This window comes from Microcoleus sp. Pol1C5, from assembly GCF_036701115.1.
GTDB lineage: Bacteria > Cyanobacteriota > Cyanobacteriia > Cyanobacteriales > Microcoleaceae > Microcoleus.
Window position 1 is genome coordinate 1 of record NZ_JAUBQE010000037.1, and the last position, 13488, is coordinate 13488.

10 protein-coding genes are annotated in these 13488 nt (G+C 46.2%); 4 read left to right on the top strand and 6 right to left on the bottom strand.

What is annotated here, in order from left to right; genetic code table 11:
• Together QUA23_RS19990 and QUA23_RS19995 are read right to left on the bottom strand one after the other, a co-directional pair.
• On the bottom strand, positions 1 to 1146 hold a 1146-nt coding region (locus QUA23_RS19990), incomplete at its 3' end, for a fatty acid desaturase (protein WP_333110485.1).
• A 193-nt stretch (positions 1147 to 1339) separates the two neighbouring features.
• On the bottom strand, positions 1340 to 1474 hold the full coding sequence (locus QUA23_RS19995; RefSeq protein ID WP_333077928.1) for a hypothetical protein: 135 nt from the start codon (positions 1472 to 1474) through the stop codon (positions 1340 to 1342).
• A 622-nt stretch (positions 1475 to 2096) separates the two neighbouring features.
• Here QUA23_RS19995 and QUA23_RS20000 point away from each other — a divergent pair.
• Complete coding sequence (locus QUA23_RS20000) at positions 2097 to 2564, top strand: hypothetical protein (RefSeq protein ID WP_333036348.1); 468 nt, start codon at positions 2097 to 2099, stop codon at positions 2562 to 2564.
• A 73-nt stretch (positions 2565 to 2637) separates the two neighbouring features.
• Here the strand turns inward: QUA23_RS20000 and thiO are convergent, their stop codons facing one another.
• Entirely contained in the window at positions 2638 to 3735 is a 1098-nt protein-coding gene (thiO, locus tag QUA23_RS20005) for a glycine oxidase ThiO (protein WP_333077929.1), read from the bottom strand.
• A 151-nt stretch (positions 3736 to 3886) separates the two neighbouring features.
• A complete protein-coding gene (locus QUA23_RS20010) occupies positions 3887 to 4225 on the bottom strand; it encodes a 2Fe-2S iron-sulfur cluster-binding protein (RefSeq protein WP_333077931.1) in 339 nt (112 codons plus the stop codon).
• A 117-nt stretch (positions 4226 to 4342) separates the two neighbouring features.
• Between QUA23_RS20010 and cimA the strand changes: the two genes are divergently transcribed.
• Positions 4343 to 5959 carry a citramalate synthase gene (cimA, locus tag QUA23_RS20015; RefSeq protein WP_333077932.1) on the top strand — a complete coding sequence of 539 codons (1617 nt, stop codon included), beginning with the start codon at positions 4343 to 4345 and terminating at the stop codon, positions 5957 to 5959.
• A gap of 334 nt (positions 5960 to 6293) precedes the next feature.
• Here cimA and QUA23_RS20020 read toward each other — a convergent pair whose 3' ends face one another.
• Both QUA23_RS20020 and QUA23_RS20025 read right to left on the bottom strand, forming a co-directional pair.
• Positions 6294 to 7262, bottom strand: coding sequence for an SPFH domain-containing protein (locus tag QUA23_RS20020; RefSeq protein WP_333036338.1), 969 nt, complete (start codon positions 7260 to 7262; stop codon positions 6294 to 6296).
• A 116-nt stretch (positions 7263 to 7378) separates the two neighbouring features.
• Positions 7379 to 7810, bottom strand: coding sequence for an NfeD family protein (locus tag QUA23_RS20025; protein ID WP_333077933.1), 432 nt, complete (start codon positions 7808 to 7810; stop codon positions 7379 to 7381).
• 334 nt (positions 7811 to 8144) lie between these two features.
• Here QUA23_RS20025 and QUA23_RS20030 point away from each other — a divergent pair, with 334 nt between their 5' ends.
• Positions 8145 to 10340, top strand: coding sequence for a protein phosphatase 2C domain-containing protein (locus QUA23_RS20030; RefSeq protein ID WP_333077934.1), 2196 nt, complete (start codon positions 8145 to 8147; stop codon positions 10338 to 10340).
• A gap of 1051 nt (positions 10341 to 11391) precedes the next feature.
• Positions 11392 to 13299, top strand: a complete 1908-nt coding sequence (dxs, locus tag QUA23_RS20035; RefSeq protein WP_333077935.1) for a 1-deoxy-D-xylulose-5-phosphate synthase — start codon at positions 11392 to 11394, stop codon at positions 13297 to 13299.
• The last annotated feature ends 189 nt before the right edge of the window (positions 13300 to 13488 follow it).

Here is a 13488-nt window from a genome sequence, read left to right on the forward strand (position 1 = left end):
CAGAGATTTTTGAGAAGAGTTATAATTCGCAAAGCCTTTGCCAGATAAGCTTTGCGAGTTTTGGGAGATGTCTAATAATTTAATCGATTGCAGACTATCTGAAGCAGCATCCCAAAGAATGAATTGGAAGCAGTTAGGAATATCGCGAATTGTCAGGGCTTTTGAATTACCCAGCAGGTGAATATTAGCATTGTGACAAGCCCGAAGATTATAGTTAGGTATTCGCTCAGAGAGATGATGAATATTGTGGTAGGCAATATCAGCAGAAAACCAATTGAGAATAGTCGGTAATTTTAGGTAACTACTGCCTTCAATTGCGCCTAGAAGATAGTCCCAACCCTCGGCTTTATGAGCGTAGGAACCGTCAAAATTATGCTGAACAAAGAAAATACAGATAAATATCGCTGCTGAACAGGTCATGACAATTGAGTAAACACTCCAGAAAAAGCCTACTCCCAGTAAGTTGCTCAGATAAATCCAGCTAGCAACAACACAAATATTGTTGAACAGTAAATCCCAAAATTCAGCCGTCGTATACCAATGTTTGGATTTATAAGAAGCAATGATTGCAGATAAACCCATGCCAAAATCTTGCTTTAGACAAGCAAAAATATGTCCGATAAAACCCGTTATTCCCAAGATTAGCGCGAGTCGTGGCTTAATAATTAGATAGAAAAAACCACCGGGAAACAGCATCAATGGGTGTCTGAGTAACTGATACATCTTTTGACTAAAGGGGCTAAGCGCCGCAAATTTTTCGGTGGATATCAACGCCGAAGGGCCTCGGTACATATCCCAATTACCATTATGTTTGTGGTGATAAGCGTGTCCCCTCGACCAGGGGTACTGAGGAATCGCATTGATGATACCTAGCAGAAAACCCATCATACGATTGACTTTTTTAGAACTAAAAAGAGAATAGTGTCCGCAATCGTGCATCAAAGAGAAACAACGTCCTGAAAAAAGTGTCATCAACACCATTATCGGCGGCAGCAGGAATACAGAAATGGCAGCAGCTTTAAAGGCTAAAAACCATAAAAATGTATAAGGAATCACTGTATTGAGTATTTGGCAACTAGCTTTCAAGTTGTTGCTCTTCATATAAGGAGCTAGCACAAAATCCGACTTTTTGATCGCGTTTTTCATTCAGTATGTCTATGGTGTGTGGATAAGTGCTTAGCTTACCATCAGGATAGGATGGGTATTTTTGGCATTGTTTTATTGCAGGTAATTGGGTTAATTGCGGTTAAAAATTTGCCCATACTTTACAAAATTGCTGATAAGATTTAGTTCATTAGATCCTCCTTTGGATGGTTTCGCCAAGCTGAAATTAATCCCATCATTGACGTACTTGCTCATGACAAACGGCAAGAGTAATTTCTAATTGTTGCAGAAAATCGATTTCTATTTGACCGTCATTTGTTAGCAGAATAATTTCTAGGGTGGGATGGTATGTCGCAATGATTTGAAGCAAAATTGAGATGGCGGATGGCTCTCTTGACAGTCGTTACAGATAATCTGTTAGCGATAATTCAGTTAGGAATTGCAAGTGATGCGGAACCGTAGAGACTGTATAATCTCATCACATTTGCGAGACAGGGGCGGATTTACGCCGGACTTTCCCCGTTTCTTCCAAAGGTTTTTTTGTTGGAACCGATTTTTGCACATTTATGAGGTTATCACAACTCTGCTTTGTTTACAGAAAAAACTGTGAAGCCTGTCAACAGCCGAACAAATCGCTGCACCGGAAGGCATGAATATCATTGGTTGGTTGCACGCCATTTAGTAATTTATGCCACTATTTTTGTTTGCATCGTCTGTGCCACACTTTACTGTACCGGGTTCTAGCCCAACTCGATCGCAGGTTCAAAAGTTGGCCTCCTGGCGAAAACTTTTTATTGGCGGGCGATAGGGGCGATCGACAAACCGCCAATCTCGGAAACCAAAGCTGACACAACATCCAGAAGCGCAGAGGATTTTGGCTCAATTCCTTGAGAAGAGAATTTGAGGAGCGATCGCAATTGCCTGCGTTTTTTGTGCTCGGAGATAGCTCTGATTTGCTACAATCTAATCGCACACGCGATTAGGAATGGATTATGACCGAACTATTAGATGAGACGCTTTCTATTGAAATGGCCGCTCGCATCAAAAGCAACCGTAAAAACTGCTTTGACAACGCTTGTAAAGCAGCGTTAGCCACCGAGGGCGCGATTTATGTTCAAGGCTTTTTAGCCGTGCCGGGAGTGCCATATAAACCCATCGAATATAGCTGGATTGAACTCGAAGAGCGAATTGTTGACCCAACATTTCCCCATCTCGGTTTCATCGCTCAAGACATTCATTACTTCCCAGTCCAGCGCTTCAGCGTCAAGAAACTCAAAGCAATCCTAGAAGAATCAAAAGAAGATTATCCCGAAGACGACCCGCTGCCGATTTATGGCAATCAACCTTATGAATATTACGGCGATTTGATGTTAGGCGGTAGCGATTACCAAAATGCTTACGATTTGGCTGCCGCTAAATGCAGGGAATTAAACCAACCCAAAAAACAGGATGCGAACTAATTTAGGAGTTACCAAAAAATGGTTGGATGCGCCTCTTATAGCAGTAAGGTACGCTGACCCTACGTAGAGAGGTTCAAGTAACTGCTGAAGCTCCAAACCTCGAATAATGAAAAGCAGCCAATAACGGATCTAATTTCTGATTCCCAATAAAATCAGCCAACAATTTAGCCGTCACCGGAGCCAACAAAATGCCGTTGCGGTAATGCCCCGTAGCCCATGTCAAATTCTCCCAAGCACTAGCACCCAAAATCGGCAATTCATCAGGAGTAGCCGGCCGAAATCCCCACCAAAACTCCAGAATCGGATAATTTTGTAATTCGGGATATAACTTAATCGCTCCTGCTAACAAACTTTGGATTCCTGCAGGCGTATTTCCCGGCGTGAAATCGACATTTTCGCTAGTTGCACCAATAATAATTCTGCCATCTTGACGTGGCACAATATAAATGCCAGTCCCGAATAGAACAGTTTGCAGGGGCTGGATAACTCCACAATCTTCTGGTACACATACTGACAGCATTTGTCCCTTTCTTGGAAAAACAGGAATATCCAATAATTTCTCAGACCAAGGACCAGCAGCCAAAACATAACGGTCAGCTTGTAATTTTCCTGCCGTTGTTTCCACTCCAAAAACTCGGTTTTTCTGCCGAATAATTTCCTCTGCGGTGCCTTGAATAATATCAATTTTTAATTCTTTGCTTGCAAATTGAAGCGTCCGAAATAAAGCGCGGTTGTCTACTTGAGCGTCGTCAGGATACCACCAACCGCCAATTACTTCTTGACCTAATCCAAACTGGTGCTGGCGAACAGTATCTCTGTCCAACCATTGATAATTAAGGTTTGACAAAAGCGGCTTTTCTTGAGGCTCATTTTGACAAACTGGTGCGAGAATTCCCGATCGCCAATATCCCGTTTTCAATCCGGTAATATCTTCTAGCTGTTCCACCCAGGCAGGATACAGTGCGCGGCTTTGCAAGCACAAATCCAGCATCGGACTGGGGGGAATTCGTTCTGCTTGCGGGGCAAGCATTCCCGCGGCAGCCCGCGCCGTCGGTTGTTTAGAATCGGCTGTGAGAACCGCGACAGATGCCCCTCGCAATTTGAGTTCTACTGCTAGCGAAAGGCCAATTATTCCGCCGCCAATAATCAGAATATCTGTAGATGAATTCATTAACTTTTATATGGACTTTCTGGCTTTTTTGACCTCTCGGCTTTCTTTAGGGTAAGGTGCGCTAAGCACACCTTACAGTTAGAATTATTATGCAAGTCTTACAGATTATCTGGCAAGGCGATCGTCCTATCGGCCTTCCTTAACAAAAAATCTATGCTTGGGGGTTCCAGACAGTTTCAGAACCTTGACCCCAGAAACCGTCATATTTTGTCACCTTAATATCGCCTAAAACCTTGGTTTGGCAGGACAAACGGCGGTTGGAGGCGGGAGAATGGGGAGGAACCGAAAGTCGGGCTTTTTCGCGCCACTGGGTCTCGGAAACTTCGCCCTCGACGGTGACAGCGCAGGTGCCGCAAGTGCCGAGGCCGTGGCAGTTGATGACTTTGGCGTTGCCGTTGTAGAGATCGATGCCGTTTTTGAGCAAAACTTCACGGAGATTCGCTCCGCGATCGCACTCAAATGTTTTGCCTTGCGCTTGTACCTTGACCACAGCAATTTACCCCAGTTAGATTTATGTTAATTTTCCTATATATTATCGCATTAAATTCAAATATATTCATCTAATATAGTAAGTGATATATTACCAATTTCTCGATCGCAATTTCCCATGACAAATCGGCTCTGGATCTACGATACCACGCTGCGAGACGGTGCTCAGTGTGAGGGACTCTCCTTATCTCTCGAAGACAAACTGCGAATTGCTCGGCAGTTAGACAGTTTAGGAATTCCCTTTATTGAAGGCGGCTGGCCGGGGGCGAATCCTAAAGACGTACAATTTTTTTGGCGACTCAAAGAACAGCCCCTAACTCAAGCAGAAGTTGTAGCTTTTTGTTCGACTAGGCGGCCGGGAACTACAGCAGCTAATGATGAAATGTTGCAGGCTATTTTGTCCGCCGGTACTCGCTGGGTGACGCTGTTTGGCAAGTCGTGGGATTTGCACGTTATTGAAAGTTTGAAGACGACGCTAGAAGAAAATCTCGCGATGATTCGAGATACAATTGAATATTTGCGGAGTCAGGGAAGGCGCGTTATTTACGATGCCGAACACTGGTTTGACGGCTACAAACACAATCGAGATTATGCTATTAAAACTTTAGAAGTGGCGGCGGGCGCCGGTGCAGAATGGCTAGTGCTTTGCGATACTAACGGGGGTACTTTGCCTCACGAAGTCAGTCAGGTTGTTGGCGATGTTTTAGAATCTTTAGGCACTAATCGCGAAAAATCTTTACAATTAGGAATTCACACTCACAACGATTCGGGAGTTGCGGTTGCTAATGCTTTGGCTGCCGTGCGGGAAGGAGTGACTATGGTACAGGGAACTATTAACGGTTACGGCGAACGCTGTGGCAATGCCGATTTATGTTCCTTAATTCCTAATTTTCAGCTAAAGTTGGGTCATAATTGCATTGAAGGCGAGCAATTAGTTAGATTAACTCAAGTAAGTCGATCGATTAGTGAAATTGTCAATCTTGCTCCAGACGATCGTGCTCCTTTTGTCGGCCTTTCTGCTTTTGCTCACAAAGGGGGAATTCACGTCTCGGCTGTTGAGAAAAATCCGTTAACTTACGAACATTTGGAACCGGAAAAAATTGGCAACAGGCGGCGAATTGTGATTTCGGATCAAGCGGGTTTGAGCAATGTTTTGGCGAAGGCGCGCACTTTTGGCATGGATCTCGATCGCAAAAATCCTGCTTGCCGCCAAATTTTGGAAAAATTGAAAAATTTGGAAAGTCAGGGATATCAATTTGAGGGTGCTGAGGCTTCTTTTGAATTGTTAATGCGGGAGGCATTGGGAAAGCGCAAGCATTTATTTGAAATCAAAGGTTTTCAAGTTCACTGCGATAAAGGTAAGGAGGAAACAGTTAATTCTTTAGCAACCGTTAAAGTGACTGTTAACGGTCAAGATATTCTGGAATGCGCGGAAGGAAACGGGCCTGTTTCGGCACTTGATGCGGCTTTGCGGAAGGCTTTGCGGAATTTTTATCCGGCAATTACTGATTTTAACTTAACAGATTATAAGGTGCGAATTTTGGACGGATGTGCCGGAACTTCTGCTAAAACTCGCGTGTTGGCCGAGTTTAGTAACGGTCAAGACCGCTGGACGACTGTGGGGGTTTCTGGTAATATTTTGGATGCTTCTTATCAAGCGGTTGTTGAGGGTTTGGAGTATGGTTTGGTGTTGGGAGATAGGGAGGCGATCGTTTTAACTGTGTCGAGTTATTAGGTTGACGGCGAAGAGAAGTTGCCTGAATATCGATGTTTAAATAGATACCAAATACCAAGGGGAGCATCTCAATGAAAGCAGCCAAGCCCAAAATTGGAGTTTTGAGGCAGGAGACTCTCTTGCTACGAGGCAGGAGGAAAGAGTCTGAAGGAAGGAGCCAGAAGAAGTGTTTTTACAAATATGAGATGCTCCCCTACTTTTGGGAGCATCTCAATGAAAGCAGCCAAGCTAGAAATTGGAGTTTTGAGGCAGGAGGCTCTCTTGTTGCGAGGCAGGAGGAAAGAGTCTGAAGGAAGGAGCCAGAAGAAGTGTTTTTACAAATATGAGATGCTCCCTACTTTTTCACCTCATTATTATTACCTTCCCCAACGATCGATCGCATTCCTTCGAGCGTCGCGGGAATGCTGCGCGGGTCCATAAACATCACCTTGCTGCTGTCGCTGGTGCCAATTTTTAGACCCATATCCAGATAGTTTTGAGCTAACAAAAATTGTAAAGCTTCCCGGGCAGTGGGGTCATTTTGCAGAGTTTTGGCGATTATTTGCAAGGCCTCAGAAGTAGCTTGAGCTTTCAAAACCTGACTTTGGCGTTCTGCTTGAGCTTTTAGGACGATCGCCTTTTGTTGAGCTTCCGCTTCCAAAATAGTCGCTTTTTGGCGCGCTTCTGCATCCAAAACTTGCGCTTCAGCTTTACCTTTGGCGCTGTTAACTGCTGACTCGCGTTCGCCCTCGGAGGTCAGAATTGCCGCCCGCTTGCGTCGATCGGCTGCCATCTGCAATTCCATCGATTCCTGTACAGTTTTAGAAGGGATAATATCGCGCAATTCTACCCGCGTTACTTTCACTCCCCAAGGATCGGTAACAATATCTAAATCTCTGAGCAATATTTCATTAATTTGAGAACGAGCAGTAAAGGTTTGTTCGAGATCCAGTTGACCCATTTCGGCGCGAATTTGAGTCAGCACCATATTTACCATTGCTGACTGGAGATTTTCTACTTTGTAACAAGCTTTTTCCAAATCTACAATGCGCCAGTAAACCACAGCATCAACCGTGAAGGAAACGTTGTCGCGGGTGATACAAGCTTGCGGAGGAATATCTAAGACTTTTTCCCGAATTGTTTGCTCGTACACGACGCGATCGAGAAATGGCGTGACAAAATTCAAACCGGGTTCCAGTTTCTTGCCGTTGTATTTACCTAAAGTTTCCACCAATGCTTCATTTCCCTGATTGATAATTTTGACGGAACCTGCGAGGGCTGAGCCGCCTAAAGCTAAAAATACGAGTAAAAAAATTTGTTCCACGGTCGCCTCCTATAAATGTTGACTCTTAAATGTTGACTGTTGACCACTGACTAATGAATGATGCCTAATCACTAATTATTAACTACTAATTGTCTGTGATTAATTACGCATTTTGTTTAAGAATGCAAGAGATTTTCTGGCACAACTATCAGAGTAGTGCCTTTCCGTCCGACGACAATTACGTTTTGGTTGGGGGGGATGGTGGCGTTCGTGTCTTCGCAGCGAGCTTGCCAAGAATTCCCCTCATAAATGACTCGGCCGGCTTCTCCAGGGGAAATTTCTGTTAAAGTTTTTGCTTCCTGAGAATCTGCGATCGCCCTTGGCTTGCCTTTTGGTATCAACCGCCGAGACAGCAGCACAAAAACTGTCGAAAATACCATCCACAGGAATATTTGTAAATTAACGTAAGGTAGAACTAGAGAGCATCCAGCTACGGCGAAGGCGCTCAGTCCCATCACAAAAGCGACAAAAGCAGTCGGGAGAAATAGCTCTGCCAAACACAGCAAAGACCCAGCTAGCAACCAAAGAAGCGTCGGAGTCAAGATCATAAAAAGAATAGGTGATACTATTTAGATCTTAGATTGGAAATTTAAGATTTAAGAAATGCCAACAACTGACTCTGCAAGGGTTTGCCACTTGCAAGCCCTCAGAGCGCTTTTTCGCGCAGCGGTACCAGGTTGAGGCTTCCATCGTAGTCCAAGTCTGAGTTTAGTAACTTAAATTACAATTTAAGCCGATGCAGGCTGGCAGAAACTACAATTTCTAGGGGCCCAAAGGCAGTTAAGAAATTGATAGGGGCTAAAATCAGTTTATTCTCAAGCTCATGAATTTGGGCTGGCGAATCATATATCTTCAGAATGTTTTTACACAAACTATTTCGATATGATCAGCAGTTTCTCCGAACCCATTTATTGCCCGAATCTTAGCTGTCCAGATCCCCGCAATACCTTTGGCCGCCAGCACTGTGCAGCGTGCGAAACGGATTTAATTTATCGCTATGTGTGGGTGGTGGGACAAGCAGCCGAGGAAGTGCCGGCGGGTAAGGTAATAGCCGATCGATACTTTGTCATTGCACCCCAAATCTGGCTCGACAGCCGTCCAGTTCTGCCTCCCAGCGTCCCGGAACAACTGCCAGATACGATTATGCCTTACCTGCATTTGTATCCCCAACGGCTGCATACGCCGGAAGTATACGGTTATTGTTCTCTGGGGGAAGCACCGGAAGCGACAGAGGTGCTCTTGTTGGAAAATGTGCCCATCAATAATTTCGGTCGCCTGTATCCTTCTATTTTAGAATCTTGGTCGGGGACAAGCGCCGCGCGCCAAGTTTACTGGCTGTGGCAAATGCTCCAACTGTGGGCGCCGCTGTCGGAACAAGGAGTAGCTTCGAGTTTGCTGGTACCGGAAAATTTGCGGGTGGAAGGTTGGCGGGTACGCCTGCTGGAACTGCACCGGGGCAATTTTGTACCGACGCTGCGGGATTTGGGAGATGTGTGGTCTGGTTTGGTGGAATCCGCGCAACCCGAGGTGCAGTCGAAACTCGGAGAGATTTGTCAGTTTATGCGCCGCAGCAGCATGAATTTCGACGCGATCGCCCTGGAACTCAACGATTTACTATTAGAACAAGCCGCTAAATTGCCTCTGCACTTAGAAGTAGTCGGCATGACCGATACCGGGCCGCAGCGCTCCCAAAATGAAGACAGTTGTTATCCGGTTGCTGCTGATTTTCAATCTAGCAAAACTTCAGGGAACGACAAACTAATTCCTTACTTGACAATGGTTTGCGACGGGGTTGGAGGCCACGAAGGAGGAGAAGTTGCCAGTCAATTAGCCGTGCAGTCCCTGAAAGCTTTAATCCAAAATTTGCTCGCAGAAATTGCTGAACAAGAAGAGTTGATGACGCCAGCAATGGTTATCAAGCAACTCGAAGAAATAGTGAGAGTTGTGAATAATGTCATTTCCGCTCAAAATAACGAGCAGGGAAAAGAGTTGCGGCAGCGGATGGGGACGACTTTGGTGATGGCCCTCCAGTTGCCTCAAAAAGTGAAAATTTCCGAGGATTTGCCCTCGAATAACAGTCACGAACTTTATTTAGTCAATGTTGGAGACAGCCGGGCTTATTGGATTGGCAAAAATTACTGTCACCGCCTGACTGTGGACGACGACGTAGCTTCAAGGGAAGTCCAGCTAGGACACTGTTTGTACTGGGAAACTCAACTGCGAGCCGATGCAGGAGCCCTGACTCAAGCTTTGGGCACGCGGGACGCCGATTTCCTGCGCCCGACGATTCAGCGATTTATTGTCGAAGAGGAAGGCTTACTGCTGCTGTGTTCCGACGGTTTGAGCGACAACGACTGGGTAGAGCGCTCTTGGGAAAATTACGGCCCAGAGGTGCTTGAGGGCAAAATGTCTTTGGAAGTCGCGGTTCAGTCTTGGATTCGTCTCGCCAACGAGAAAAACGGTTATGACAACACATCCGTGGTGGCCACTCACTGTCGGATGTCGCCGGAGAGATTGGTACTGTTCGATCCGGCGGTGGCGTCAGCGCCGGCGGCAGCGCCAGCGTCAGCCTCGGTGTCGCTGCCGCCGTCCCTGCCGCGGTCCCTCCAGAAGTCCGGGAGGATTCCTGAATCTCAGCTTTCAGAATCGTCCAAACAGTTGTTGTACCCCGAAACTTCCCCCGCCCCGGAACCCGTTCAAAAACGGCGATCCAAGCTTCCGCTGTCCCTACTGGGGGTGTTGGGGCTGATATTAGCCGGCGGCGGTTTAGGTTTGTGGGTGCAAAGCCTCCAAAGCCGCCAGCCAGAGCCCGCACCACTTCCGCCACCGCCGGAAACTACCGCCCCAAGTCCTTCGGAGAGTCCCTCGCCCGGGGCTGAGAGTCTGTCGCCGTCGCCCGAATCGACTCCTGCGGAAATTCCGCCGCCCGATAGTGAGAGTCCCTCGCCGTCGCCCGAATCGACTCCTGCGGAAATTCCGTCGCCCGATAGCGAGAGTCCCTCGCCGTCGCCCGAATCAAGTCCTTCGGAAATTCCGCTGCCCGAAGAAGGGGGAACTCCTTCGCCATCACGGGAGTAAGGGAGATTGAATTAAGCAGAATTTTTCATAAAAGTAATATGGGATGCGGGAAACGATCGCGTCTTCAGACCCCAGAGAGAAGCGACGCGGGGGACTTGAGTCCCCGTGTTCTTTCTTTCCGACCAACGGCCATTGTGGTAAATCTTCGAGTCTTTTGAGCTTATCTACACAATCGCTCAATCCTGATGATGACCCTGCCGAAACTTCACTCGCTTGTGCGATCTTAAAAAATAGAACCTTTGAGGCAAATATTTAAGAAAAATTGTCACCAACTTCAATAAATACAGCTCGCTTGACAGTTGGTAAACAAGTGAATATTTTGCCTAGCTTGGGGGTCCCTCCCGCGATCGTATGGCTGCTTTTGGCCCCGGTCGTCATAAATTAGAGGTAATTAACCCGGATTTGGTATTAGATAATTTTCTCGCGGGCGTGTGAAAACTATTTGACAATTTATTGATAATCGCCTTAATTGGGTTAGTCCAACCTTTCCGCTTTTTTAATTATCATTATTAGTTAATTTTTTCTCTACTTAGAAGTGTTGACAAAATCTACTCATTTCTAACTTGTTACCAATGACTTAACATCAGCTATGCTATATAAATCACAGTGGGATCATCTCAAGGAAAGCAGCCAAGCTAGAAATTGGAGTTTTGAGGCAGGAGGCAGAAGGCAGAAGGCAGGAGCCAGAAGAAGTGTTTTTACAAATATGAGATGCTCCATCACAGTTAATGATTTGGTATCATAGTCTGCTTGCAGAAATAAGAGGGCTAAAAAGTCACCCATCACTAAAAAAAGTAGTTAAAAATGCTTAATAATCTCCAGGCAGCTAACAATTAGCGATTAGGAACTAACAACATAAGCTTTTTTTATATTGACGGCGCACAATTTATTAACTATAATTACCAGGCCAAAAATAACAAAAATCTTACGCCTAACAGTTTTTCTCAAATAACCGTTAAACTATTCTAACGTTTGCGCGTAGCCAACCTCGCAGGCACAACCTATATCTGTTAAGGATTCGTCCTGATTCACAGGAGCAAGATTTTAAAATATGCATCTGAGCGAACTGACTCACCCAAACCAATTACACGGCCTCTCGATTCATCAACTCGAACAAATTGCCCGACAAATTCGAGAAAAGCATTTAGAAACTGTAGCCGCTAGCGGCGGCCACCTCGGCCCAGGATTGGGTGTAGTCGAACTGACCTTAGCACTCTACCAAACACTCGACCTCGATCGCGACAAAGTTACTTGGGATGTCGGCCACCAAGCTTATCCTCACAAATTGATAACCGGTCGCTACAACCACTTTCACACCCTGCGCCAAAAAGACGGCGTTGCAGGCTATCTCAAGCGCTGCGAGAGCAAATTTGACCACTTCGGCGCAGGTCACGCTTCCACAAGCATTTCCGCAGCATTAGGAATGGCAATGGCGCGCGACCTCAAGGGGGAAAACTTTAAAACTGTAGCAGTCATCGGCGACGGCGCATTGACGGGCGGCATGGCACTCGAAGCCATCAACCACGCGGGCCATATGCCGAAAACCAATTTGTTAGTTGTGCTCAACGACAACGAGATGTCAATCTCGCCCAACGTCGGCGCAATTACCCGCTATCTGAACAAGATGCGATTGTCGCCACCGGTGCAGTTTCTCAAAGATAACTTAGAGGAACAATTCAAACACATTCCCTTTGTCGGCGAAACTTTTACTCCCGAAATGGAACGCCTTAAAGAAGGGATGAAACGCTTGGCTGTCTCGAAAGTTGGAGCAGTAATTGAAGAATTGGGCTTTACTTACATGGGCCCGGTAGATGGACACAATTTGGAAGAGTTAATTGCTACTTTCAAACAAGCTCATACTATCCAAGGGCCGGTGTTGGTTCACGTTGTGACGGTGAAAGGCAAAGGATATGCGATCGCCGAAAAAGACCAAGTAGGATATCACGCGCAAAATCCCTTTAACTTAGCTACCGGCAAAGGCATTCCCTCCACTAAACCCAAGCCTCCAGCTTACTCGAAAGTCTTTGCCCACGCCCTGGTCAAGCTAGCAGAAGATAATCCTAAAATTGTCGGCATTACCGCTGCGATGGCAACCGGAACAGGTCTGGATAAACTTCATGAAAAACTGCCGAAACAGTACATTGATGTCGGGATTGCCGAACAGCACGCTGTGACTTTATCCGCTGGTTTAGCCTGCGAAGGAATGCGCCCGGTTGTGGCAATTTACTCGACATTTGTGCAGCGGGGATACGACCAAATAATTCACGATGTCTGCATCCAAAATTTGCCAGTTTTCTTCTGTTTGGATCGCGCCGGCATTGTCGGGGCTGACGGGCCAACTCACCAAGGAATGTACGACATTGCCTTCTTGCGGTGTCTGCCAAATATGACAATTATGGCGCCAAAAGATGAGGCAGAATTGCAGCGGATGATAGTCACCGGAATCAACCACACCAGCGGCCCGATCACCATGCGTTACCCACGCGGCAACGGTTACGGCGTGCCTCTGATGGAAGAAGGTTGGGAAGAGTTGCCGATCGGCAAAGCCGAAATTCTCCGCAACGGCGACGATTTGCTGATCTTGGGTTACGGTTCAATGGTTTATCCGGCAATGCAAACCGCCCAGATTCTAAGCGAACACGGTATTGAAGCAACTGTCATCAATGCGCGTTTTGTCAAGCCTTTGGACACCGAATTAATCTTGCCTTTAGCACAGCGAATCGGCAAAGTTGTCACAATGGAAGAAGGATGTTTGATGGGAGGCTTTGGTTCAGCAGTAGCCGAAGCTTTGTTGGACAATAATGTTGTTGTTCCAGTGATGCGGTTGGGTGTACCCGATACATTGGTAGATCATGCAACGCCTGAACAATCATTTGCCAGTTTGGGATTAAATCCGTCGCAAATGTGCGATCGCATCTTAGCAACATTCAGCCGCAAACAGTCTCCTCTTAGCGTGTAAATAGCTAGAATTGTAGGGTGCGCCTAGCGCACCTTACCATTCGAGTTCCGAGCAGCAGGATTGAAGGAAGACTTGAGGATAAGGCAGAAAAAACAATGACTAACGTGAAACCAAATCGTACCTTAAGTTTTAATCGTGCGCCAGTGGCTGAAAACTCGGCGATTAGTAGTTGATATGTGTGCGGCTGTT

Bases quoted from the DNA above. Each gene is read 5' to 3' on its own strand.
- QUA23_RS20000 (WP_333036348.1), top strand. From the start codon at position 2,097: ATGACCGAACTATTAGATGAGACGCTTTCTATTGAAATGGCCGCTCGC.
- thiO (WP_333077929.1), bottom strand. From the start codon at position 3,735: ATGAATTCATCTACAGATATTCTGATTATTGGCGGCGGAATAATTGGC.
- cimA (WP_333077932.1), top strand. From the start codon at position 4,343: ATGACAAATCGGCTCTGGATCTACGATACCACGCTGCGAGACGGTGCT.
- QUA23_RS20025 (WP_333077933.1), bottom strand. From the start codon at position 7,810: ATGATCTTGACTCCGACGCTTCTTTGGTTGCTAGCTGGGTCTTTGCTG.
- QUA23_RS20030 (WP_333077934.1), top strand. From the start codon at position 8,145: ATGATCAGCAGTTTCTCCGAACCCATTTATTGCCCGAATCTTAGCTGT.
- dxs (WP_333077935.1), top strand. From the start codon at position 11,392: ATGCATCTGAGCGAACTGACTCACCCAAACCAATTACACGGCCTCTCG.